The sequence below is a fragment of the Pseudomonas sp. HY13-MNA-CIBAN-0226 genome, from assembly GCF_040310305.1.
In the GTDB taxonomy this organism is placed as follows: Bacteria; Pseudomonadota; Gammaproteobacteria; order Pseudomonadales; family Pseudomonadaceae; genus Aquipseudomonas; species Aquipseudomonas gregormendelii.
Map to the genome: position 1 here is coordinate 67,996 of NZ_JBEOPS010000021.1, position 24,046 is coordinate 92,041.

The 24,046-nt window shown below is 58.4% G+C and carries 17 protein-coding genes; 11 read left to right on the plus strand and 6 right to left on the minus strand.

Going from position 1 to position 24,046, the window contains the following annotated elements; genetic code table 11:
• Nucleotides 1–123: 123 nt before the first annotated feature.
• Nucleotides 124–2,043, minus strand: a complete 1,920-nt coding sequence (locus AAEZ05_RS21940; RefSeq protein WP_350648830.1) for an ATP-binding cassette domain-containing protein — start codon at nt 2,041–2,043, stop codon at nt 124–126.
• Nucleotides 2,044–2,256: 213 nt separating this feature from the next.
• Between AAEZ05_RS21940 and AAEZ05_RS21945 the strand changes: the two genes are divergently transcribed.
• Entirely contained in the window at nt 2,257–4,185 is a 1,929-nt protein-coding gene (locus tag AAEZ05_RS21945; protein WP_045062401.1) for a transglycosylase SLT domain-containing protein, read from the plus strand.
• A gap of 88 nt (nt 4,186–4,273) precedes the next feature.
• Here the strand turns inward: AAEZ05_RS21945 and AAEZ05_RS21950 are convergent, their stop codons facing one another.
• Complete coding sequence (locus AAEZ05_RS21950; protein WP_350648832.1) at nt 4,274–4,732, minus strand: REP-associated tyrosine transposase; 459 nt, start codon at nt 4,730–4,732, stop codon at nt 4,274–4,276.
• Between the two features lie 179 nt (nt 4,733–4,911).
• A complete protein-coding gene (locus AAEZ05_RS21955; RefSeq protein WP_350648834.1) occupies nt 4,912–6,687 on the minus strand; it encodes an ABC transporter transmembrane domain-containing protein in 1,776 nt (591 codons plus the stop codon).
• A 234-nt stretch (nt 6,688–6,921) separates the two neighbouring features.
• On the opposite strand from AAEZ05_RS21955, the gene AAEZ05_RS21960 reads away from it, so the two are divergent.
• A complete protein-coding gene (locus AAEZ05_RS21960; RefSeq protein ID WP_350600865.1) occupies nt 6,922–7,101 on the plus strand; it encodes a PA1571 family protein in 180 nt (59 codons plus the stop codon).
• Nucleotides 7,102–7,318: 217 nt separating this feature from the next.
• On the opposite strand, the gene pdxB is transcribed toward AAEZ05_RS21960, so the two are convergent.
• Nucleotides 7,319–8,467, minus strand: a complete 1,149-nt coding sequence (gene pdxB / locus AAEZ05_RS21965) for a 4-phosphoerythronate dehydrogenase PdxB (RefSeq protein ID WP_045062394.1) — start codon at nt 8,465–8,467, stop codon at nt 7,319–7,321.
• 373 nt (nt 8,468–8,840) lie between these two features.
• Between pdxB and AAEZ05_RS21970 the strand changes: the two genes are divergently transcribed.
• A complete protein-coding gene (locus AAEZ05_RS21970; RefSeq protein ID WP_350648837.1) occupies nt 8,841–10,241 on the plus strand; it encodes an MATE family efflux transporter in 1,401 nt (466 codons plus the stop codon).
• 97 nt (nt 10,242–10,338) lie between these two features.
• On the opposite strand, the gene tusA is transcribed toward AAEZ05_RS21970, so the two are convergent.
• Nucleotides 10,339–10,590 carry a sulfurtransferase TusA gene (tusA, locus tag AAEZ05_RS21975; RefSeq protein ID WP_045062389.1) on the minus strand — a complete coding sequence of 84 codons (252 nt, stop codon included), beginning with the start codon at nt 10,588–10,590 and terminating at the stop codon, nt 10,339–10,341.
• A gap of 274 nt (nt 10,591–10,864) precedes the next feature.
• Nucleotides 10,865–11,938: a 23S rRNA (cytidine(2498)-2'-O)-methyltransferase RlmM gene (gene rlmM / locus AAEZ05_RS21980; protein ID WP_045062387.1), complete on the minus strand. Its 1,074-nt coding sequence runs from the start codon at nt 11,936–11,938 to the stop codon at nt 10,865–10,867.
• Nucleotides 11,939–12,160: 222 nt separating this feature from the next.
• Between rlmM and acnA the strand changes: the two genes are divergently transcribed.
• The 8 genes from acnA to pseB all read left to right on the plus strand — a co-directional run bounded on the left by acnA (nt 12,161) and on the right by pseB (nt 24,046).
• The gene (acnA, locus tag AAEZ05_RS21985) at nt 12,161–14,902 is read left to right on the plus strand and encodes an aconitate hydratase AcnA (RefSeq protein WP_350648839.1); all 2,742 of its coding nucleotides are present in this window, start codon (nt 12,161–12,163) and stop codon (nt 14,900–14,902) included.
• A 358-nt stretch (nt 14,903–15,260) separates the two neighbouring features.
• Nucleotides 15,261–16,052: a CPBP family intramembrane glutamic endopeptidase gene (locus tag AAEZ05_RS21990; RefSeq protein ID WP_350648841.1), complete on the plus strand. Its 792-nt coding sequence runs from the start codon at nt 15,261–15,263 to the stop codon at nt 16,050–16,052.
• Between the two features lie 213 nt (nt 16,053–16,265).
• Nucleotides 16,266–16,700: a low molecular weight protein-tyrosine-phosphatase gene (locus AAEZ05_RS21995; RefSeq protein ID WP_122838149.1), complete on the plus strand. Its 435-nt coding sequence runs from the start codon at nt 16,266–16,268 to the stop codon at nt 16,698–16,700.
• A gap of 24 nt (nt 16,701–16,724) precedes the next feature.
• The gene (locus AAEZ05_RS22000; RefSeq protein ID WP_350648844.1) at nt 16,725–18,962 is read left to right on the plus strand and encodes a polysaccharide biosynthesis tyrosine autokinase; all 2,238 of its coding nucleotides are present in this window, start codon (nt 16,725–16,727) and stop codon (nt 18,960–18,962) included.
• 54 nt (nt 18,963–19,016) lie between these two features.
• Nucleotides 19,017–19,535 (plus strand): transcription/translation regulatory transformer protein RfaH, encoded by a 519-nt coding sequence (rfaH, locus tag AAEZ05_RS22005; RefSeq protein WP_350648846.1) that lies wholly within the window; start codon nt 19,017–19,019, stop codon nt 19,533–19,535.
• Nucleotides 19,536–20,301: 766 nt separating this feature from the next.
• Nucleotides 20,302–21,693: an undecaprenyl-phosphate glucose phosphotransferase gene (locus AAEZ05_RS22010; protein ID WP_502947787.1), complete on the plus strand. Its 1,392-nt coding sequence runs from the start codon at nt 20,302–20,304 to the stop codon at nt 21,691–21,693.
• A gap of 64 nt (nt 21,694–21,757) precedes the next feature.
• Nucleotides 21,758–23,014 carry a lipopolysaccharide biosynthesis protein gene (locus AAEZ05_RS22015; RefSeq protein WP_350648848.1) on the plus strand — a complete coding sequence of 419 codons (1,257 nt, stop codon included), beginning with the start codon at nt 21,758–21,760 and terminating at the stop codon, nt 23,012–23,014.
• A gap of 33 nt (nt 23,015–23,047) precedes the next feature.
• A complete protein-coding gene (gene pseB, locus AAEZ05_RS22020) occupies nt 23,048–24,046 on the plus strand; it encodes a UDP-N-acetylglucosamine 4,6-dehydratase (inverting) (protein WP_350648850.1) in 999 nt (332 codons plus the stop codon).

A 24,046-nucleotide genomic window follows, 5' to 3' on the forward strand; every position in this document is an offset into this window, starting at 1 on the left:
AAAGCAAGATCAAAAGATCGTCCGAACGCGGCCCGAGCCTTCGGCAGCTCCTACGGGATCGCGGTACATACGAAAAGCCCGGCGCTCATCACTGGACGCCGGGCTTTTTTATTGCGGGGTTAATCAGGCGTCCAGCTCGGCCCAACGCTCCACCATCACCTCCAGTTCCGCCTGCAACTGTTCCAGCTGAGCAATCACCGCTGCGGTTTCCGCCGCAGGACGCTGGTAGAACGCGCTGTCGGCCATTTGCGCTTCAACCGCGGCGATCTGCTGCTCCATGGCTTCGATCTGGCCCGGCAAGGCTTCCAGCTCGCGCTGCAGCTTGTAGCTGAGTTTCTTTTTCGCCACTGGCGCTTCAACCGCAGCAGCCGCAGGCGCCGCCTCGGCGGTCACCACCGCCGACGTCAGGTCGGCTTTACCCGATTTGCTCTCGGTCACGCCCAGCAGGCGCGGCGAGCCACCCTGGCGCAGCCAGTCCTGATAACCACCGACGTATTCGCGAACCTTGCCTTCACCTTCGAAGACCAGGGTGCTGGTAACCACGTTGTCGAGGAATGCCCGGTCGTGACTGACCATCAGCACGGTGCCGTTGAAGGTCAGCAGGACCTCTTCCAGCAACTCGAGGGTTTCCACGTCGAGGTCGTTGGTCGGTTCGTCGAGCACCAGCAGGTTGGCCGGTTTGCTGAACAATTTGGCCAGCAACAGACGCGCACGCTCACCACCCGACAGCGCCTTGACCGGCGTGCGGGCACGCTGCGGGCTGAACAGGAAGTCGCCCAGGTAGCTCAGCACGTGGCGGCTCTGGCCGTCGATGTCGATGAAGTCGCGGCCTTCGGCCACGTTGTCGATCACGGTCTTTTCCAGGTCCAGCTGATGGCGCAACTGGTCGAAGTAGGCCACGTCGATGCGCGTGCCCTCCTCCACGGTGCCGCTGGTAGGCTGCAGGCCGTTGAGCATCAGTTTGAGCAGCGTGGTCTTGCCGGTACCGTTGGCGCCGAGCAGGCCGATACGGTCGCCGCGCGCCAGGACCATCGAAAAATCCTTGATCAGGAACGGGCCGCCCGGATGCGCGAAGCTCACGTTCTCGAGGACCATCACCTGCTTGCCGGACTTGTCGGCAGTGTCCAGCTGGATGTTGGCCTTGCCGGTGCGCTCACGACGCTCGCTACGCTCGACGCGCAATGCTTTCAATGCGCGAACACGGCCTTCGTTACGGGTACGACGGGCCTTGATGCCCTGGCGGATCCACACTTCTTCCTGGGCCAGCTTCTTGTCGAACAGCGCGTTGGCGGTTTCTTCAGCGGCCAGCGACGCTTCCTTGTGCACCAGGAAGCTGGCGTAGTCGCCGTTCCAGTCGATCAGGCCGCCGCGATCCAGTTCCAGGATGCGGGTCGCCAGGTTCTGCAGGAAAGAACGGTCGTGCGTGATGAACAGCACGGCGCCCTGGAAATCCTTCAGCGCTTCTTCAAGCCAGGCGATGGCACCGATGTCCAGGTGGTTGGTCGGTTCGTCGAGCAGCAGCAGGTCCGGCTCGGAAACCAGGGCCTGGGCCAGCAGCACGCGACGACGCCAGCCGCCGGACAACTGGGACAGGGTCTTGTCGGCCGGCAGTTGCAGGCGGCTCAGGGTGCTGTCTACCAATTGCTGCAAGCGCCAGCCGTCACGAGCTTCGAGGTCTTGCTGGACGTGCATCAGCTTGTCCAGGTCGGCGTCGGTGACGATGTTCTGGCTCAGGTGGTGATACTGCGCGAGCAGCTCACCAACGCCGTCCAGGCCTTCAGCCACCACGTCGAACACGGTCCGCTCGTCGGCTACCGGCAATTCTTGCGGCAATTCGCCAATCTTGAGGCCGGGGGCACGCCAAACGGAGCCGTCATCCGGCTTCTGGTCGCCCTTGACGAGCTTCATCATGCTGGACTTGCCAGTGCCGTTGCGGCCGATGATGCACACCCGCTCTCCACGGGCGATCTGCCAGGACACCTTGTCCAACAACGGCGTAGAGCCGAAAGCAAGGGACACATCGCTGAATTTGAGCAGGGTCATGAGCTTCTCCAAAAACCGGGCGCGCATTCTACCTGACTTGAGGCTGCAAAAGGCCGGCAATTTCAATGTCGGGGCACTCTGCATGACAAATGTTGCGAACTGATGCCAAGAGGCCGGCAAAGCTTTCGCCGGTCGCCGGCAAAAGGCTAAGCTACAGATTATTCAGTGGGGGTCCTGCCCGCACTTGTCATGATTTCTCTGCCCGGATGTCTCATGCGCAGTCGCCTTTTCAGTCTTTTTTCATGTTTGCTTCTTTCTGCCTCTGCCATCCAATCAGCCCAGGCGGTGGACCTGTCCACCCAGCGCCAATACTACGACGAAGCCAAGCGCGCGCTGGCCAAGGGCGATACCGGCCCTTATATGCGCTACAGCCAGGCCCTGGCCGATTATCCGCTGGAACCTTACCTGGCGTATGACGAACTGACCGCGCGCCTGAAAACCGCCAGCAATGCCGAAATCGAGAAATTCCTCGCCGAGCACGGTGACCTGCCCCAGGCCAACTGGATGAAACTGCGCTGGTTGCGCTGGCTGGCAGAACGTGGCGACTGGGCACCCTTCGTCAAGTATTACGACCCCAAGCTCAACTTCACCGAGCTGGACTGCCTGAACGCGCAATACCAGATCGGCCACAACCAGAAATCCGAAGGCTACGCCAACGCCAACAAGCTGTGGCTCACCGGTAAATCCCTGCCGGCCGCGTGCGACGGCTTGTTCGGGGTGTGGGCCGCCGATGGTCAACTGACTGAACAGAAACGCTGGGAGCGCACCAAGCTCGCGGCCCAGGCGCGCAACTATCCGCTGGCCAACAGCCTGGTCAACGGCCTCACCACCCTAGCCCCCCGCGGCCGCTTGCTGGTGGATGTAGCGCAGAAGCCCGAGCTGCTCAACCAGCCGTCACGCTTCACCCCGGCCGATGAGCCAATGTCCGACGTCGTCAGCCTTGGCTTGCGCCGCCTGGCGCGCCAGGACCCGGACAAGGCCATGGCCCTGCTCGATGGCTATGCCAGCAGCATGCATTTTTCCCGCGATGAAAAAGTTGCCATTGCCCGGGAAATCGGCCTGACCCTCGCCCGCCGGTTCGACGCCCGGGCGCTGGAGGTGATGACCAAGTACGACCCGGAGCTGCGCGACAACACCGTTTCCGAATGGCGCCTGCGCCTGTTGCTGCGCCTGGCGCGTTGGGATGATGCCTATCAGCTGACTCGCCGCCTGCCCCAGGACCTGGCGACCACCAACCGGTGGCGCTACTGGCAGGCCCGCAGCCTGGAACTGGCGCAACCGCAGAACCCGGAAGCGCAGACGCTGTATAAGGGCCTGGCCCGCGAGCGTGACTTCTATGGCTTCCTGGCCGCCGATCGTTCGCAATCGCCCTACTCGCTGAACAACAAGCCGCTGGTGTTGAGCCAGGCGCTGATCAACAAGGTGCGCAATACACCGGGCATTCGCCGTGCGCTGGAGTTTCATGCTCGCGGGCAGATCGTCGACGGTCGCCGCGAGTGGTATCACGTCAGCCGCCACTTCAACCGCGATGAAATGGTCGCCCAGGCCAAACTGGCCTATGACCTGAAATGGTATTTCCCGGCGATCCGCACCATCAGCCAGGCGCAGTATTGGGACGACCTCGATATCCGCTTCCCGATGGCCCACCGCGAAACGCTGGTGCGTGAAGCCAAGGTCCGCGGCCTGCATTCCAGCTGGGTCTTCGCCATTACCCGCCAGGAAAGCGCCTTCATGGACGACGCCCGCTCCGGCGTCGGCGCCAGCGGCCTGATGCAGCTGATGCCAGCCACCGCCAAGGAAACTGCACGCAAGTTCAGCATTCCCCTGGCCTCGCCTCAGCAAGTGCTCAACCCGGACACGAATATCCAGCTCGGCGCCGCCTACCTGAGCCAGGTCCACGCCCAGTTCAACGGCAACCGCGTCCTCGCCTCTGCCGCCTACAACGCCGGCCCGGGCCGCGTACGCCAGTGGCTGCGCGGTGCCGATCACCTGAGTTTCGACGTGTGGGTGGAGAGCATTCCGTTCGATGAAACCCGGCAGTACGTTCAGAACGTGTTGTCGTATTCGGTGATCTACGGGCAGAAGCTGAATTCGCCGCAGCCGCTGGTGGATTGGCATGAGCGGTATTTTGATGATCAGTGATATAGGGTGAAGCAAGACCAAAAGATCGCAGCGGTGCCCCCGTAGGAGCTGCCGAAGGCTGCGATCTTTTGACTTTTGCTTCTGATCTTCAAACCCAAATCGCATCCCACAACGGATAATCACCAACCCGCCGAACCAACCCCGCCCGCAACGGATTCATGACGATGTACCTCGCCGCCCCCTTGATATCTTCATCGCGGCGCAACGCGCGGTCGTAATACCCCCTCTGCCACACTCGCCCCTGATCTCCACGCAGCAGATTGATCGAACGGCTGCTCCTGGACTTGATGCGACACATCAATTCCGCGAGCGTCCCGTGCTTAAGCTCAATCAGCCAATGCAGATGATCCGGCATCACAACCCATGCCATGGAACTGATCGCCGCCCCCTCATCGGCGCAGCGCAATTGATCCACCAACAGGCGGCCCAAGCGCCAGTCAGCAAACACCGGCTGGCGCTGATGAGTGACTGCTGTCAGCAGATAAATACGACCCTGCTCAGAAAATCTGGACGTACGCAGGCGACATCCGTTTGCGGCGATGGGCATTCCGTTGCCCTCCCTGAAACATGCAGATTACTCAAGGTTAGCCCTGCGATTTAAAGCCGCTGATTTGCGCGATTTCTGCATATTTCCGAGTGCCGATCCCTGGTCGGTTACTTGGTCGGTTACTTAGTCGGTTACTTAGTCGGTACTGGGTCGGTATTGGGTCAGCCAGTGCCACTCATTCACGCCCCTTCATGCCCATCACTGAACTGCAACGCCGCCAACCGCGCATACAGCGCATTCCCTGCGATCAGCTCCTGATGCGTCCCCACGGCGACCAACTTGCCCTGATCCATCACCGCGATGCGGTCGGCGTTTTTCACCGTGGCCAGGCGGTGAGCGATGACCAGGGTGGTGCGGTTTTTCATCAGGCTGGGCAGCGCTTGCTGAATCAGGTGTTCGCTCTGGGCATCGAGGGCGCTGGTGGCTTCGTCGAGCAGCAGGATGGGGGCGTCCACCAGCAAAGCACGGGCGATGGCCAGGCGTTGGCGCTGGCCGCCGGACAAGCCCAGGCCGCCGTCGCCGAGGTGGGTCTGGTAGCCGTCGGGCATCTGTTCGATGAAGTCGTGGGCATAGGCGATTTTCGCCGCTTCCTGCACCTGGGCCAGGGTGGCGTCCGGCCGGCCATAGCGGATGTTCTCTTCAACGCTGCCGTAAAACAGCGCCGGGTTCTGCGACACCAGCGCGAAGCAGCGGCGCAGGTCCAGGGGGTCGAGCTGGGTCAGTGGCACGCCATCGAGCAGGATGCGCCCGGCGATGGGGTCGTAGAAGCGCAGCAGCAGGTCATACACCGTCGACTTGCCCGCCCCCGAAGGCCCGACCAGGGCCAGGGTTTCGCCGGCATGGATGGTCAGGCTCAGGCCATCGACCGCGTAGCTTTCCGGCCGCGAGGGGTAGGAAAAACGTACATCCTCCAGCACCAGATCGCCGGCGACCCGCTCGGGCAAGGTCACCAGCCCCGAGGTCGGCGGCTGGATGATGTTTTCCGAGCGCAGTAACTCGGCAATGCGCTCGGCGGCGCCAGCGGCGCGTTGCAGTTCACCAATCACTTCGCTCAAGGTGCCGAACGCGCTGCCGACGATCAGGCTGTAAAAAACGAAAGCCGCCAGCTCGCCCGCGGAAATCCGCCCGGCAATCACGTCCATGCCGCCCACCCACAACATCACGCCCACCGCCCCCAGCACCAGCACGATCACCAGGGTAATCAGCCAGGCGCGCTGGAAGATCCGCTTGCGCGCGGTCTCGAACGCCTGCTCCACGGTCACGGCAAACCGTTGCTCGTCCTGCACCTGATGGTTATAGGCCTGCACGGTCTTGATCTGGCCCAGGGTTTCGGACACGTAGCTGCCGATGTCGGCGATGCGGTCCTGGCTCATGCGCGACAGGCTGCGCACCCGGCGACCGAAGATCAGGATCGGCGCAATCACCAGCGGCAAGGCGACCACCACGATGCTGGTGAGTTTGGGGTTGGTGATGAACAGCAGGATCACCCCGCCGATCACCATCAACAAATTACGCAGGAACAACGACAGCGAAGAGCCGATCACCGATTGCAGCAAAGTGGTGTCGGCCGTCAGGCGCGACTGGATCTCGGAGCTGCGGTTGTCCTCATAAAAACCGGGATGCAGGTAGACGAGGTGGTTGAACACCTGCCGGCGAATGTCGGCGACCACCCGCTCGCCGATCCACGACACCAGGTAAAAACGCGCAAAGGTGCCGACCGCCAAGCCCCCAACCAACAACATGAACAGGCCGATGGATTGATTGAGCAGATGCGGTGACTGGGTCATGAACCCCTGATCCACCAGCAGTCGAATGCCCTGCCCCATGGACAGGGTGATGCCCGCCGTGGCAATCAGCGCCAACAACGCGCCGAGGGCCGGCCAACGGTACGGTGCGAGAAAACGACTGGTCAGGCGAATGGCACGGCGGTGACGGGCAGAAAGCATCAAAATCATCCAGGTGCGCCACGGCGCGGTGGTTTGAAGGGAACTTGTGTAAATCACAATGAGTCAGGTTAATTATGACCGCAAGGCCTAGGCGCTAGACGCTATTGGTCTAAAGTCCGGGTGGCAACCCTGCGTTATTTCTGGTGGACTGTCGATGCCGTTCAGGAAAGACCGCAGGGACTGTCACAGCCCGGTCACCAGGCGGTTTTATAGTAAGCACACAACCTGATGAGGAGACAGGCCATGTCCTTGCAACACAGCAGCGAAGACAAGATTGAAGTGATTCGTACACAGCCCGGCCAGTCTCTGGGTTGCTCGATTATCGACGAGCAGGGGCGCGAAGTGCCAATCACTGAAGCCATGATCCAGGACGCTTGCCGCGACCTGGAGAAGCGATTGGTCGAGCCTGCCAAACAAGATTGATATAGCCCGTCTTCTTGACCCGGCCCTGATGGCCGGGTTTTTTATGGGCGGTTTCTTAACCCCGCCTTGATGGCCGGGTTTGTTATGGGCGGTTTATGGCATACCCCTGTAGGAGCTGCCGCAGGCTGCGATCTTTTGATCTTGCTTCTGGTTTTTTACAATCAAGAACCAGATCAAAAGATCGCAGCCTTCGGCAGCTCCTACGGGAAGGTAGGCGCTACGCCGGGATTGAGGTGGCCCCTAATGCCGCCACGATCTTTTGCAACTCCACAGACTCCCCCTCAACCCGCACCTGCAGCCCATCAATCTCCCGGCGCAACGGGTAATGCTTGCGCAGGGCATCAAACGCCGCACGCTGCTCGCTCACACTGCCTACAAGGCTGCGACGGAAATCCGCATCATCACGGCGTGGGTCGTACACCCCGCGGCACAACATCGCCAGCGCCCAGGCCGGGTCGGTCTGGGCGTTGAGGGTGACCTGCGCCAACCAGGGCGCCGGCAGCAGCTCACTCAGGCTGACCGTCGCCGGCTGCCCAAGGAAATCGCAAAACGCCTGATAGATCTGCGCCGTGCCGCGCTGCTTGCCATCGAGGCTGTAACCGGCAATGTGCGGCGTGGCCAACACGCACAGGTCCGCCAGCGCCACATCCACCTCAGGCTCACCTTCCCAGACATCCAGCACCGCCTGCAGGTCTTCGCGCTGCAGCAGCACGTTGCGCAAGGCGGCGTTGTCGACCACCGGGCCGCGGCTGGCGTTGATCAGCCAGGTGCCGGGTTTGAGCTGGCTCAGGCGATCGCGGTCGAACAGGTGCCAGGTGGACTGCGCGCCGTGTTTTTTCAGGGGGGTGTGCAGGCTGATGACATCGCAGCGCTCGATGACCTGCTCCAGGCTGACAAAATCACCGCCCTCAGCGCTCTGGCGCGGCGGGTCGCAGACCAGCACGTTCCAGCCCAGGCCCTTCAGCACTTCAACCAGGCGACCGCCCACTTCACCGGCACCCACCACGCCATAAGTGCGCTGCTTGAGGTCCGCGCCCTCGATCTCGGCCAGGGTCAACAGGCTGCCCAGCACATAGTCGACCACGCCCCGGGCGTTGCAGCCCGGAGCGCTCGACCAGCTGATGCCGGCTTGCTGGAAGTAGTCCAGGTCAAGGTGATCGGTGCCGATGGTGCAGGTCCCGACAAACCGCACCTTGCTGCCTTCAAGCAAAGCGCGGTTGACGTTGGTCACGGAACGCACCAGCAACACGTCGGCCTGCTCAACGGTGGCGCGATCAATCGACCGCCCCGGTACCCGGCGGATCTCACCGAAGGATTCGAAAAAGGCATCGAGTAGCGGGATATTTTCGTCGGCAACGATCAGCATGGTGGGCTCCTTTGGGGGATCGGCAGTGTAGGCGCAGATGCCACCCACCGCCTAGCACCGATCCCTCACCACCCGTAGGAGCTGCCGAAGGCTGCGATCTTTTGACGTTGATCCCAGGACATTCAAACTAACCAACCACCCCCGTAGGAGCTGCCGAAGGCTGCGATCTTTTGACCTTGATCTTCGGGGCATTCGAACCCGTCAAAGCCAAGATCAAAAGATCGCAGCCTTCGGCAGCTCCTACGGGGACTGTGGCGGGATGAGGGAATGGTTTTTGTGCAATTACAAATCCCCAACATAGCTATTTTCCTGACCACTGCGTCAACGCGTAGAATGCCCCGCCTCGCGCATCAATACCTTTGGACGTTACGCCTTGAATTCCGCCACTGACCACGCCTCTACCACCCCCCTCACCCGCCCGGCTCGGGTGCGTCTGGAGCTGAAAAACCTGCTGGGCCTGGCCCTGCCGATCATGATCGCGCAGCTGGCCACCACCGCCATGGGTTTCGTCGACGCCGTGATGGCCGGCCGGGTCGGGCCGCGGGATCTGGCGGCGGTGGCCCTGGGTAACTCGATCTGGGTGCCGGTGTTCCTGCTGATGACCGGCACCCTGCTCGCCACCACCCCGAAAGTCGCCCAGCGCTTTGGCGCCGGCACCCACAGCGAAATCGGCCCGATCGTGCGCCAGGCGCTGTGGCTGGCACTGGTCGTAGGTTTGATGGCCACCGGCATGCTGCTCAGCGCCGAGCCGATCCTGCACCTGATGAACGTCGACCCCGAACTCATCGGCCCCTGCATGCAATACCTGCACGGCATTGCCAGCGGCCTGCCTGCGGTTGCGTTTTATCACGTGCTGCGCTGCTTCAGCGACGGCCTGGGGCGCACCCGTCCGGCCATGGTCCTGGGCCTGTGCGGCCTGGCACTGAACATCCCGCTCAACTACATCTTCATCTATGGCCACTTCGGCGTGCCCGCCATGGGTGGCGTTGGCTGCGGTTGGGCCACGGCGATCGTGATGTGGGTGATGGCCCTGGGCATGGCCGGCTGGGAACGCTGGGCGCCGGTTTATCAGTCGAGTCAGTTGTTCAGCCGCTTCGACTGGCCGCAGTGGTCGGTGATCAAGCGCCTGCTCTCCATCGGCCTGCCAATCGGCATTGCGGTGTTTGCCGAGTCGAGCATCTTCGCCGTGATCGCCCTGTTGATCGGCAGCCTCGGCGCGACCGTCGTGGCCGGGCACCAGATCGCCCTCAACTTCAGCTCCCTGGTGTTCATGATCCCCTACTCCCTGGGCATGGCCGTCACCGTACGCGTCGGCCAGGCCCTCGGGCGCGAGCAACCGCGCGAAGCAAGGTTCGCCGCCGGCGTCGGCATGGGCACCGCGCTGGCGTATGCGTGCATTTCGGCGAGCATGATGCTGTTGCTGCGCGAGCAGATCGCGACCATCTACACCTCGGACCCGACGGTGATTCATGTCGCGGCGATGCTGATCGTGTACTCGGCGCTGTTCCAGTTCTCCGACGCGATCCAGGTCACCGCAGCCGGCGCCCTGCGCGGTTATCAGGACACCCGGGTAACGATGATCCTGACCCTGTTCGCCTACTGGGGCATTGGTTTGCCCGTGGGCTACGCGCTAGGCCTCACTCACTGGTTCGGCGAACCAAGCGGCCCGAGCGGGCTATGGCAAGGCCTGATCGTCGGCCTGAGCTGCGCCGCACTGATGCTCTCCATCCGCCTGACCCGCAGCGCCCGCCGCCGCATCCGCATCACCCTGTAGAAACCTGGCTTGCCAGCGATGACGGTGCCACATTCACCATCGCCATCGCTGGCAAGCCAGCTCCCACGAGGTGCTCATCCATGCTCAAGCGAGCTGCTTAAGCGAGTTTCTTGCGAATCCAGTAGAGGTAGGTCCCTGCCTCTTCATGCTGCCCAACCAGTTCATGGTCGAGGAACACACAAAACTTGGGAATGTCACGCCGGGTCGACGGGTCGGTGGCAATCACCTTCAGCAGACCGCCAGGCACCAGGTCACGGATGTGCTGGTGCAACATCATCACCGGTTCCGGGCAGTTGAGGCCGGTGGCGTCGAGGGTGCCGTCGACCGGCGTATCAAGCATTTCACTCATGATTCACTCCTGAAACTGGCCGACATTGTCGCGCAATGTCGCGTGCTGGGTCATCTGTGGCATAACACGCTCCCCGTAGGAGCTGCCGAAGGCTGCGATCTTTTGATCGTGATCTTGATCTTTCAAGGTTGCTGAACATCAAGATCAAAAGATCGCAGCCTTCGGCAGCTCCTACCGGGGGGCGATTTTTTTGATCGTGACCTTGGGCTTTCAAGGCTGCTGAACATCAAGATCAAAAGATCGCAGCCTTCGGCAGCTCCTACGGGGGGTGGGGTTAGCGGGACTTGGGCTTTTTTACATCAATCCTGCGCAAATGACAGGTCACCTCTTCCCGGTCGTGGTACAGCTGCTTGCAGCCAATCTCCACCCGAATCCCCCGCGCCTTGAAGCCCTCGGCAATCCGCTCCAGCAAGCGCTTTACCTCGGCATAGCGCTGCTTCATCGGCAATTTCAGGTTCACCACCGCCTCACGGCAATGCCCCTCGCCGATCCACTCCTCCAGCATCGCCGCATTGCGCGCCGGCTTCTCGACGATGTCGCACACCATCCAGTCCACCGGCTGCTTGGGCTTGAAGGTGAAACCATCCGCCATCAAATGCTGCACCAACCCGGTTTCCATCAGGCTTTCCGCCATCGGCCCGTTATCGATCGCCGTCACCAGCATGCCGCGGTTCACCAACTGCCAGGTCCAGCCGCCCGGCGCCGCACCCAGGTCCACACCGGTCATGTCACTGTGCAACCGCTCATCCCACTGATCACGCGGGATAAAGTGGTGCCAAGCCTCCTCCAGCTTCAACGTCGAACGACTCGGCGCCTCGCGCGGAAACTTCAACCGTGGAATGCCCATCGGCCACATCGCCGAATTGTTCGACTCCGCCAACCCCATGAACACTTCGCGCCCACTCTTGAACGTCAGCAGCAACCGTGGCTTGAGCGGGTCTTCCACCAACTTGCCCGCCGCCATCAGCGCCTTGCGCAAATGCACTTCGAACTTCTTGCAGAAATTCGACAGCTCCTTGCCATCGTTGGTATCGACCATCTCCAGCCACAAACTGCCACACAGCGGAAAGTCAGCCATGTGCGCCAGGATCACACTGATGCGATCCGTTTCCGGCAGCTCGATAAACATCCCGCGAGCCCACTGGCGCGGGAAAATCAAATCGGCAAACCGCTGCCCGCGCATCAGGCGCTCGGCGCCGTCTTCCTCCGTGCAGATAAACTCGGCAAAGGCGCTGGCAGTCTTGGCCTTGGCATAACCGGCCACGTTCAAACGGGCCGCATGCTCGGAAATCTCGGAGCAGACTTCGCCTTCGAAGCCCGGCCGGCAATGCATAAAGAGGGTGTTCATTATTACTCCTGGGCAGATGACGAGGAATTCAGCCACTGCGCGATGCCCAGGCTTGCGTTGAAGCAAAGCCTGTCACGAAAACCGGCGCATGATAGCCGAGTTCGGAACCTTGGACCTGTCCATAGAGTCCAGTTATTAGCGTTAAGCCGCAAACAGGACTAGGTTAAGACCTCAGTTCGTCCCCTCAGTCCGTAGCCGTGCGGATCAAAAGGAGTGATCGTAATGCCGTCCCTCGATAGCCTGAAAACCCTCAAAACCCTGCAAGTCGACGACAAGACCTACCATTATTTCAGTCTGCCCGACGCCGCCAAGAGCCTCGGTGACCTCGACAAACTGCCCATGTCGTTGAAAGTACTGCTGGAAAACCTGCTGCGCTGGGAAGATGAAAAGACCGTCACCGGCGCCGACCTCAAGGCCATTGCCGCCTGGCTCAAAGAGCGCCGCTCCGATCGGGAAATCCAGTACCGCCCCGCCCGCGTACTGATGCAGGACTTTACCGGCGTCCCCGCCGTGGTCGACCTGGCCGCCATGCGCGCCGCCATGGCCAAGGCCGGCGGCGACCCGCAACGCATCAACCCGCTGTCCCCCGTGGACCTGGTCATCGACCACTCGGTGATGGTCGACAAATTCGGCACCGCCGGCGCCTTCGAGCAGAACGTCGACATCGAAATGCAGCGCAACGGCGAACGCTACGCCTTCCTGCGTTGGGGGCAGAGCGCCTTCGACAACTTCAGCGTCGTGCCACCGGGCACCGGCATCTGCCACCAGGTCAACCTCGAGTACCTGGGGCGCACCGTCTGGACCAAAGATGAAGACGGCCGCACCTACGCCTTCCCCGATACCCTGGTCGGCACCGACTCCCACACCACCATGATCAACGGCCTCGGCGTCCTCGGCTGGGGCGTCGGCGGTATCGAAGCGGAAGCGGCGATGCTCGGCCAACCGGTATCCATGCTGATTCCGGAAGTCATCGGCTTCAAACTCACCGGCAAGCTCAAGGAAGGCATCACCGCCACCGACCTGGTGCTCACCGTCACCCAGATGCTGCGCAAGAAAGGCGTAGTCGGCAAATTCGTCGAATTCTACGGCGACGGCCTCGCCGACCTGCCCCTGGCCGACCGCGCGACCATCGCCAACATGGCCCCGGAATACGGCGCCACCTGCGGCTTCTTCCCGGTGGACGACGTCACCCTCGACTACCTGCGCCTCTCGGGCCGCCCGCCAGAAACCGTCAAGCTGGTCGAGGCCTACTGCAAAACCCAGGGCCTGTGGCGCCTGCCGGGCAAAGAACCGGCATTCACCGACAGCCTGGCCCTGGACATGTCCAGCGTCGAAGCCAGCCTCGCCGGGCCCAAACGCCCGCAAGACCGCGTCTCGCTGCCCAACGTCGCCCAGGCCTTCAGCGACTTCATCGACCTGCAATTCAAACCCACCAGCAAGGAAGAAGGTCGCCTGGAAAGTGAAGGCGGCGGTGGCGTGGCCGTGGGCAACGCCGACCTGGTCGGCGAAACCGATTACGAATACGACGGCCACACCTATCGCCTGAAAAACGGTGCCGTGGTCATCGCCGCCATCACCTCCTGCACCAACACCTCCAACCCCAGCGTGATGATGGCCGCCGGCCTGGTGGCGAAAAAAGCCGTGGAAAAAGGCCTGACCCGCAAACCCTGGGTCAAAACCTCCCTGGCCCCCGGCTCGAAAGTCGTCACCGACTACTACAAGGCCGCAGGCCTGACCCAATACCTCGACCAACTCGGCTTCGCCCTGGTCGGCTATGGCTGCACCACCTGCATCGGCAACTCCGGCCCACTGCCGGAACCGATCGAAAAAGCCATCCAGAAAGCCGACCTCACCGTCGCCTCCGTGCTGTCCGGCAACCGCAACTTCGAAGGCCGCGTGCACCCACTGGTGAAAACCAACTGGCTCGCCTCACCGCCACTGGTGGTCGCCTACGCGCTGGCCGGCACCGTGCGCACCGACATCAGCAGCGAACCCCTGGGCAACGACCACGACGGCAACCCGGTCTACCTGCGTGACATCTGGCCCAGCACCCAGGAAATCGCCGACGCCGTGAGCCAGGTCAACACCGCCATGTTCCACAAGGAATACGCCGAAGTGTTCGCCGGCGACGAACAATGGCAAGCCATCGAAGTGCCGCAAGCCGCCACCTACGTCTGGCAGGCCGACTCCACCTACATCCAGCACCCACCGTTCTTCGACGACATCGGCGGCCCGCCCCCGGTGGTCAAGGATGTCGCCGGCGCCCGGGTGCTCGCCATGCTCGGCGACTCCGTCACCACCGACCACATCTCCCCCGCCGGCAACATCAAGGTCGACAGCCCCGCCGGCCAATACCTGCGCAGCAAAGGCGTGGATCCCCGGGACTTCAACTCCTACGGCTCGCGCCGCGGCAACCACGAAGTGATGATGCGCGGCACCTTCGCCAACATCCGCATCCGCAACGAAATGCTCGGCGGCGAAGAAGGCGGCAACACGATCTACATCCCCACCGGCGAAAAAGTCGCGATCTACGACGCCGCCATGCGCTACCAGGCCGCCGGCACCCCGCTAGTCGTCATCGCCGGCCAGGAATACGGCACCGGCTCCAGCCGCGACTGGGCCGCCAAAGGCACCAACCTGCTGGGCGTCAAAGCCGTCATCGCCGAAAGCTTCGAACGCATCCACCGCTCCAACCTGGTCGGCATGGGCGTACTGCCCCTGCAATTCAAACTCGACCAAAACCGCAAACACCTCAACCTCACCGGCAAGGAAACCCTCGACATCCTCGGCCTGACCGGCGTCGAACTCACCCCACGCATGAACCTGACCCTGGTCATCACCCGGGAAAACGGCAGCCGCGAGAAGGTCGATGTGCTGTGCCGAATTGATACGCTAAATGAGGTTGAGTACTTTAAATCCGGAGGGATTTTGCATTACGTGCTGCGCCAGTTGATTGCTTCGTAACTGCGGACGATGTTGGTGCTTCAGGCCCTGTTTCTTCGGTAACGGCGCCTGGAGCCCTTTCAACCAGTGACTTGAATGCACTCGAACCACTGTGGGAGCCAGCCTGCTGGCGATGGCGCCCTCACAGCCAACCAATCTCCCACGACCAAACACATCCACTGTAGGTGCAAGCTTGCTCGCGATGGAGCTTAACGATATATCCCTGTGCTCAGTATTCGCGCTATTAAAAGCACCGGTGCTTGGGTCAAACCGCAGCTAGTACTCGGTGTCGTCAACAATTTTGAAATGCAGGATCCACGACCCTATCTGCCTAAATGCCCCACACTAAAGCGAGCTAACCTGAAACAAGGAAATGTTCATGCTCGTAATGCCTTGGCCATACTTGACACTCCTCACCGCCGGCTACGTCCTGGCGCTCACCTACGGTCAACTGTCCCTCCAGGCCAGCATCCCCATCACCCTGCTCCTGCTAGCCGGCTTCGCCGTCCAACCCCAAAACCACCGCTACGCCCGCTACCTAGGCCACAGCCTGTTCGTGCTCATCGCAATAGCCCTGGCCCTCCACTACCTGCCCGGCTTCCACAACGCCCAAGTCATCGAGCCCCAACACTTCAGCGAAAACGCCGTGCCCTTCTCGATGTACCTGAACCTCGACAAACCCCTGCTCGGCTTCTGGCTCCTGCTCGCCTGCCCCTGGATCATCGCCCAGCGCGCCTTAAGCCCAACCCTGAAAACCAGCGCCATCGCCCTGACCCTCACCGCACTCGCCACCTTCACCTGCGCATGGCTGCTGGGCATCATCGAATGGGCCCCCAAATGGCCAGACGTCGCGCGCATCTGGCTCCTCAACAACCTGCTATTAGTCACCCTGGTAGAAGAAGCCCTGTTCCGCGGCTATATACAGGGCGGCCTGAGCCAACGGGTCAAACACCTCCCGTACGGCGAATACCTCGCCGTGTTACTTGCTGCAACAGTTTTCGGGCTGGCGCACTGGGGCGCCGGCTGGCAGTGGGTGCTGCTGGCAACCCTGGCCGGCATTGGCTACGGCCTGGCCTACCGCTTCGGCGGACTGGCCGCCGCCATCGCCGCGCACTTCGGGTTAAACCTGCTGCACTTCGGGTTGTTCACGTACCCAATGCTGGCGGGATAGCCAGGGCGGTCAACCGAACGCCCGTATGACAGAAAGTTCCTACAGAGCCTTGACCCTCCCCCCCTACGCCACTAGAGTGCACGCTTTTAAAATGGCCCCGGCAGCATTAGTGCACCGGAGAAGGCCGTACTGTTGCGCTGGAAAGGAATTCCATCCCCCTCCTCCTGCTGCCCGTGCGGTCACCACACTCGTTTCCGTAACCTGCGCAGCCCTATGTTCAATAAAATCCTGGTTGTATGCATCGGCAACATCTGCCGCAGCCCCACCGTAGAAGCCCTGCTTAAAAGCAAGCTGGCCCATCGCGGCATCGACGTAAGCTCAGCCGGCCTCGGCGCCCTCGTGGACAAATCCATGGACGCCACCGCGCTGGAAGTCCTGCGCGAACACGGCGGCGACCTGCCAGACCATAAAGGTCGGCAATTGACTCGAGAAATGCTGCAACAGGCCGATGTAATACTGACCATGGAACAGCGCCACGTGGACAGCATCGCGCGAATGGCCCCGGAAGTACGCGGAAAGACGTTCCTGCTAGGCAAGTGGCAGAACAACCAGGAAATTCCCGACCCGTACCGCCAGCAGAAAGTCGCATTCGAACACGTCTACCAGTTGATGACGCAAGGCGTCGACAGCTGGTCGCAAAAATTATAATCACCTCTTGTAAAAGTACCCCGCATGCCAAGCCAAAACAGCCTACCTATTCAGGATCACAGCGACGACGATGACAGCATCGATCTGCTCGCGCTATTCGGCACTTTGATTGATAGTAAGTGGATTATTATCGGGATTACTGCGTTCTTTTGCGTGGTTGGTGTTGCTTATGCTCTTCTCGCGACTCCCATCTACCAGGCTAACGCGCTCGTGCAGGTAGAAGGAAAAAAAGGTGGTATGGCTGCTCTTGGTGGCATGGCTGAAATGAATGACATGTTCGGTGGTACTTCTCCGGCAGTGACTGAAATTGAACTGCTTAAATCACGAGCAGTACTGGGTAAGGCAGTAGAAAATCTCAAGCTCGATATCATTAACGAACCAAACTACTTCCCGTTGATTGGGCACTTTCTGAGCAGACACTATAAGCCAACAACCGAGAATGCGCTGGCTTCACCATTGTTAGGCCTGAACAGCTTTACCTGGGGAGGAGAAAAGCTAGACATTTTTCAACTCGAAGTACCGGATGCCTACTTAGGTAAGGATCTGACGATACGTGCTGAAGGCAACAACAATTTGACATTGCTCAACGATGACGACGAAGTACTTCTCAGTGGTCAGGTTGGAGAGAAGCTTGATCAGAATGGATTTAAGCTGCAAGTCGCCACACTCAAAGCCAATATTGGCGCCCAGTTCAATATCATCAAGCAGCGTCGCCTCAATACTATTCTACAATACCAAGAAGATGTGTCGGCCAGTGAGCGCGGCAAAGAATCGGGCATCATCGCTCTTTCGCTTGAAAATCAAGATCCAGTACTAGCGAATAACGTGCTGGATGAAATCAACCGACTATACGTACTACAAAACGTACAGCGTAACTCCGCAGAGGCGGCGCAGAGCCTTGAGTTCCTCCGCACGCAATTGCCGGATGTGCGTAAACAGTTAGAGCAAGCAGAGGGGCAGCTAAACGCTTACCAGACCAGCGCCCGCTCTGTAGACATCACTATCGAAACCAAAGCTGTGCTCGATCAAATCGTAGCACTTGAAACTCTTATTTCTGAGCTTAAGCTGAAACAAGCAGAAATGGAGCACAGATTTACTCGCGAACATCCAGCCTATCAGGCATTAATGACTCAAATGGGCCAACTGGATCAACAAAAGCGCGGTCTTGAGAAAAAGGTGAAGAACCTGCCGGAAACCCAGCAGGAGTTGCTGCGCTTGGCTCGCGACATGCAGGTGACCACTGAAATCTATACGCAACTGCTAAATAAAACCCAAGAGCTGGACATCGTTCGGGCGGGCACAGTCGGGAACGTCCGGATCATTGATTCGGCTGATGCGAATATAGAGAAACCAGTTAAGCCTAAAAAGCCTCTTATAGTACTCATTGCTACCTTACTAGGCGCACTTATAGCAGTTGGTTTCGTGTTACTTCGCAAAGCTATGAATCGCGGCGTAGAGGACCCCGAGATCATCGAGCAACTTGGCATTCCGGTTTATGCCTCGATCCCCCTCAGCAAGGGCCAATCCCTGATTGAAGCAAGCTTGAAAGGCAACAGCCGCGCCAGTACAGGTTCACTTTTGTTGGCGGTTAACAACCCTGCAGACCTCGCTGTTGAATCTTTGCGGAGTTTACGCACCAGCCTGCACTTCGCAACTCTTGAGGCAAAGAACAACATTCTGATGATCTCCGGACCAAGCCCTGCGGTAGGAAAATCTTTCGTCTCGTGCAACCTAGCCGCCATCATAGCCCAGGCCGGGCAGAAGGTTTTGCTGGTCGATGCCGACATGCGTAAAGGCTATCTGAACAAACTGTTCCGAATTGACGTGAGCAATGGTTTGTCTGACTTGCTGGCAGGTAAGATAGATCTGACATCAGCGACTCACTCAACGGAAGTGGAAAACTTGCACGTCATCACCCGCGGGCAGATCCCACCAAATCCGTCGGAATTGTTGATGCACAGTAACTTCACCCAGTTTCTGGAAAAAGTCAGCGCCCAGTACGACCTGGTAATCATCGACACGCCACCAATCCTGGCGGTTACCGATGCTGCACTGGTCGGACGGCAAGCAGGAACAAGCCTGATCGTGACTCGTTTCGGCGTAAACGCAGCCAAGGAAATTCAGGTCACCAAGCGTCGTTTCGAACAAAATGGCATCGTCGTCAAAGGTGCAATTTTCAACGCCGTGGAACGAAAAGCTTCGGCCTATGGCTACGGCAGCTACAGCTACTACCAGTACGAATACGCGTCAGACAAAAAGTAGCGCCGGATATCAGGGCAGCGCCGCTGCCCTGATTTACCCATGAGAGCCCATCGCATGCCTCCTCAGCACCCGCCACCCCGCTGGTACCTGATCCAATGCAAGCCACGACAAGACTCGCGCGCCGAGGAGAACCTGACGCGCCAAGCATTCGAGTGCTACCGCCCCACTCAACACGTAGAACGCATACAACGTGGCCGCCGCACCACTTCAGTGGAGTCATTATTCCCTGGCTATTTGTTCATCCAACTCGACCAGCTCAACGACAACTGGCATCCCATCCGCTCAACTCGCGGAGTAAATCAACTCGTCACATTCGGCAAACAGCCCATCGCAGTAGCAGACGAACTTATCGAACAGCTCCGAAAAAGACTTCAAAATCAACTCACCGAAACTCCCCAAGATTCCTTAGCTCTTGAGCCAGGTGACCACGTACGCATCACCAGCGGCAGCTACAAAGAACTTGAGGCCATTTTCCTCTCCCACGATGGCGCCGAACGCATCGTCATCCTCCTGCAACTCCTGCAACGCGAACACACCCTAAGCGTCCCGATCACCGCAATAGAAAAAACCTGACACCGCTTCAACCTAAAAAACAAAAACAATCCATCACCTCCCCCGCCGCCCGCCCCCCCCCCCGGTAGGAGCTGCCGAAGGCTGCGATCTTTTGATCTAAACCCCATCGCAACACTACTCACTTGAGCCGCAATACCATTCTCCACACGTGCCACACGACCTTTCTTCGATGCCCCACCCGCGTCCTCCGCACCCAAAACAACCACCACCACCACCTCAAAACCCATGACTCGCCGGTTACTCTCGACACAACTGCTGTGATCCAATACTCAAAACACACAGTTCTGCCTATAGGATATTTCCTAAAAAACTGTTTTACCCTTCACTTTTCCCACCAAATCAGTAAAATGCGCCGTCGGCTGAGGGTTACAACTCACTCCGGCAGGATGCCATTGCACAGACCTCGCGTTGTGCAGCAGTCAAGGACAGACTCATCTCCTCTGCTTGCCATTAAACGAGCCCAGACTCGGCCTGCCTGATTGATCCTCACCCCAAAAAATTGCCAGCGCTTGCGCATACGGCTCACGTCGCACCCACGGCGCACGTTCTCAGGAAATCGACGGTGAATCCTGGGGCGGTAGCGTGCCCAAAACCTTGATATTGGCCAAGGCAAGCGCGGCCCCTGCCACGGATACGGGGAACGCAACGACAACGACCGGTTTGTGCCACAGGCCCAAACAGTATTTCCAGCTGGACGGAGATAAATCCTCCCTACAGCGGGCACAGCCTGGATGGCTATGCCCATTTCAACGCAAGGGACATTATCTTGATTCGCAAGCGTCACACCACCATGCCAGCAGGCCGCGGACTTACCTTTTGGGCGCAATGGGTGGCAGCCATCTCCGTACTCATCCTCCTGCTTTGCGCACTGGCGATGATCAAAACAGGCGAAGTCGATACTCAGTATCGCGTTCTTTGTGTGCTCATGTTGCTTGGCTCTGTCCCGGCGTACTCCATGATGCAGGTCTATCACAAACAACATGGCTATCTCGTTGGGCTAGGCCGCCTAATGGCCGGCTGGTTGGCGCTGCTCTCCGGTTTGATGGTTATGGCCTTTGTCACTAAAACCAGCGAACTTTTCTCCCGCGAGGTAATAATCACCCTCGCGTTGTCAGGCTTCGCGCTGCAAGCCTGCTTATATGTGCCATTACATAACCTCGCCAAGCGGTATCAGCAGAAACTACAAGCCGAGCGCACCTCGTTGATCGTTGGCACTGGCGAACTTGCGTTCGAACTCGCGGACAAACTGGCTCGGCAAAAAAATGAACCTTTAATCGGTTTGGTAGCAGCGCACGACCAACCGTTACCAGGTAACGGCCTATACCCCATCCTTGGCAACCTGGCTCACCTGCGTGACTTAATCGCAACGCACCGCATTCGACGCCTTTACATCGCGCTGCCACTAGCAGAAGCCGAGCAGATTGAGAGTTTGTACATCGACCTCCTAGATTCCAGTGTAGATGTGATCTGGATTCCTGACCTGCAAAGCCTGATTCTGCTTAACCACTCCGTATCGGAAATCGGCGGACTACCCGCGATCCATCTGAATGAAAGCCCCCTGACATCCTATCCGACAGCAGCACTCTCTAAAGCAGTAATGGATCGGTCCGTTGCGCTGATAGCAATCCTATTGCTCAGCCCAGTGCTGCTAGCCACCGCCGTTGCCGTAAAGTGGTCATCGCCCGGCCCGGTACTGTTCAAGCAGAAACGCCATGGCTGGAACGGCAAGATCATCAAGGTTTGGAAGTTCCGATCTATGCGACTACACGACGACAAGGAGGTCAAACAGGCCAGTCGTGACGACCCCCGCATCACCCGGGTAGGTCAATTTATTCGCAGAACTTCAATAGATGAATTACCGCAACTTTTCAATGCTCTGCAAGGACGCATGTCATTGGTTGGCCCCCGCCCTCATGCCGTCGCCCATAATGATTACTACACGGGCAAGATCGACGCCTATATGGCTCGTCATCGGATTAAACCAGGAATCACTGGGCTGGCCCAGATCAGCGGTTTTCGGGGGGAAACTGAAACCATCGACAAGATGCAAAAGCGCGTAGAACTGGATCTTGCCTACATAAATAACTGGTCACTGTGGCTGGACATAAAAATATTGATAAAAACTCCTTTTACCTTATTGTCCAAAAATATCTACTAGCTTTACACGCACTACTCGTAAGCAGTAGGAAAGCCATTAAATCGAACCAAACATTAGCCACTGAATGCCAACCAAAAAAATTACCCGACTGATCAACATCGCTCTGCGCGGAGTGACTTTAGGCAGCAAGTTCCTGTTGATCTTCTTTCTTGCACGGTTTCTTGAGCCTGCTGAACTTGGAATTTACGGCCTGCTATCGGCCACCATTAGCTACGCCCTTTACCTACTGGGTTTCGATTTCTACACATTCACCACGCGTGAAATATTAAAATGCGACCGTAATGAATGGGGGGGGCTTTTAAAAGACCAAGGGGCCCTCTCCTTAGTGCTATATGCAATATTTCTACCGCTCTTAATTTTGGTATTCCTAAAAGGGTTGTTGCCTTGGCATGTTGCAGGTTGGTTTTTTGCGCTATTGGTGCTTGAGCATCTGACGCAAGAATTAGGGCGCTTGTTGATTGCCATCTCAGAACAGCTCATGGCAAGTGCCGTGTTATTTCTTCGATCAGGGATCTGGGCTGTAGCTGTCACCGCATTAATGTTCGTTACACCAGCAGCCCGCTCGCTGGACGTTGTAATGGCTGCTTGGACAGTTGGCGGAATATTGGCACTCCTGCTTGGTATCTACCGGCTCAATCACCTTGGGATATCAGGATGGCACAAAGAGGTTGATTGGAATTGGATATGGAAGGGCCTGAAAATCGCCATTCCACTCTTACTAGCGACACTTGCTATTCGAGCCGTATTTACTCTAGATAGATATTGGTTCGGATCACTAGCAGGGCTCGATGTTCTCGGGGCTTACATATTATATATAGGGATTTGCAACGCCCTAATGTCGTTCCTTGATGCTGGTGTATTCGCATTTATCTACCCTGCCTTAATCAGTGCTCACAACAAACAGGATTCAGCCGCTTTTCGCCAAGGAATCCGAAAAATGCTAATCCAAACCTTGGTATTGACAGTAGCCTTTGCACTGATTGCGATTGCAGTGATAGACCCACTACTTAACTGGTTGGACAAGCCTCTCTATCTGGAACATAAAAATCTATTCCAGTGGCTTTTGCTGGCAACGCTGCTCTATGCCATCGGCATGGTTCCTCACTTTGCATTGTACGCCCAAGGTCAAGATCGCCCAATTATCCACAGCCATATTGCTAGCTTAATTTGTTTCATCCCGGCGACGTGGCTGGCTTCCACACATTGGCCATACCTCGCAGTACCGCTTGGCATGTGCGCTACTTTTGCTCTAATTCTGTTCTGGAAGTCTTGGGCGTACTTCGCCCTGACACCCGCAAAATACCGCCTATTTCAATCCTGAATAACACCAGGCCTCAACCAAGGAACTCGTTGAATGTTCACCAACAAAACCATCCTCATCACTGGCGGCACTGGCTCGTTTGGCAACACTTTTGTGCCAATGACGCTGGCCAAGTACAACCCGAAGAAGATCATCATCTTCTCCCGTGATGAGATGAAGCAGTGGGACATGGCTAAGAAGTTCGAAGGCGACTCCCGCGTTCGTTTCTTCATCGGCGATGTGCGCGACAAGGATCGTTTATACCGCGCACTGGATGGTGTCGACTATGTGGTCCATGCCGCCGCCACCAAAATTGTTCCAACCGCCGAATACAACCCGTTCGAATGCGTAAAAACCAACATCAACGGCGCCATGAATTTGATCGACGCTTGCATTGACAAAGGCGTCAAAGGTGTTGTCGCGCTTTCTACTGACAAGGCCAGCAGCCCGATCAACCTGTACGGCGCGACCAAGCTGGCATCGGACAAACTGTTCGTTGCCGGTAACTCCTATGCAGGAGGCCATGACACTCGTTTTTCCGTAGTCCGCTATGGCAACGTCATGGGGTCCCGCGGCTCGGTAATTCCGTTCTTCATGTCGATCAAGGACAAAGGCGTATTACCCATCACCGACGATCGCATGACCCGCTTCATGATTTCTCTCGAGGAGGGCGTAGAACTCGTTTGGCATGCCTTTGAGGATATGGAAGGCGGTGAAATCTACGTTAAAAAAATCCCTTCGATGAAGGTCACCGACCTCGCTCGTGTGGTTGCACCTGAAGCACAACAGGAAGTGGTTGGCATCCGACCCGGCGAGAAGTTGCATGAGCAGATGATCAGCGCCGAAGACGCCTACTACACTTACGAATATCCAGAACACTTCAAAATCCTCCCAACCATCAACGGCTGGGCCACTTGTGCTAAGCGCATCAAAGATGGTGTAAGAGTGCCTGAAGGCTTCGTCTACGCTAGCGACAACAACAGCGAATGGATGAGCGATGAAATGCTGGCCACGTGGATCGATCGCAACCACGAAAAAATCGGGAGCATCTGA

What these genes read in the sequence shown, in the direction of transcription:
- AAEZ05_RS21940 (WP_350648830.1), bottom strand. Translation starts at nt 2,043, where the DNA reads ATGACCCTGCTCAAATTCAGCGATGTGTCCCTTGCTTTCGGCTCTACG.
- AAEZ05_RS21945 (WP_045062401.1), top strand. Translation starts at nt 2,257, where the DNA reads ATGCGCAGTCGCCTTTTCAGTCTTTTTTCATGTTTGCTTCTTTCTGCC.
- AAEZ05_RS21950 (WP_350648832.1), bottom strand. Translation starts at nt 4,732, where the DNA reads ATGCCCATCGCCGCAAACGGATGTCGCCTGCGTACGTCCAGATTTTCT.
- AAEZ05_RS21955 (WP_350648834.1), bottom strand. Translation starts at nt 6,687, where the DNA reads ATGATTTTGATGCTTTCTGCCCGTCACCGCCGTGCCATTCGCCTGACC.
- AAEZ05_RS21960 (WP_350600865.1), top strand. Translation starts at nt 6,922, where the DNA reads ATGTCCTTGCAACACAGCAGCGAAGACAAGATTGAAGTGATTCGTACA.
- pdxB (WP_045062394.1), bottom strand. Translation starts at nt 8,467, where the DNA reads ATGCTGATCGTTGCCGACGAAAATATCCCGCTACTCGATGCCTTTTTC.
- tusA (WP_045062389.1), bottom strand. Translation starts at nt 10,590, where the DNA reads ATGAGTGAAATGCTTGATACGCCGGTCGACGGCACCCTCGACGCCACC.
- rlmM (WP_045062387.1), bottom strand. Translation starts at nt 11,938, where the DNA reads ATGAACACCCTCTTTATGCATTGCCGGCCGGGCTTCGAAGGCGAAGTC.
- acnA (WP_350648839.1), top strand. Translation starts at nt 12,161, where the DNA reads ATGCCGTCCCTCGATAGCCTGAAAACCCTCAAAACCCTGCAAGTCGAC.
- AAEZ05_RS21990 (WP_350648841.1), top strand. Translation starts at nt 15,261, where the DNA reads ATGCTCGTAATGCCTTGGCCATACTTGACACTCCTCACCGCCGGCTAC.
- AAEZ05_RS21995 (WP_122838149.1), top strand. Translation starts at nt 16,266, where the DNA reads ATGTTCAATAAAATCCTGGTTGTATGCATCGGCAACATCTGCCGCAGC.
- AAEZ05_RS22000 (WP_350648844.1), top strand. Translation starts at nt 16,725, where the DNA reads ATGCCAAGCCAAAACAGCCTACCTATTCAGGATCACAGCGACGACGAT.
- rfaH (WP_350648846.1), top strand. Translation starts at nt 19,017, where the DNA reads ATGCCTCCTCAGCACCCGCCACCCCGCTGGTACCTGATCCAATGCAAG.
- AAEZ05_RS22015 (WP_350648848.1), top strand. Translation starts at nt 21,758, where the DNA reads ATGCCAACCAAAAAAATTACCCGACTGATCAACATCGCTCTGCGCGGA.
- pseB (WP_350648850.1), top strand. Translation starts at nt 23,048, where the DNA reads ATGTTCACCAACAAAACCATCCTCATCACTGGCGGCACTGGCTCGTTT.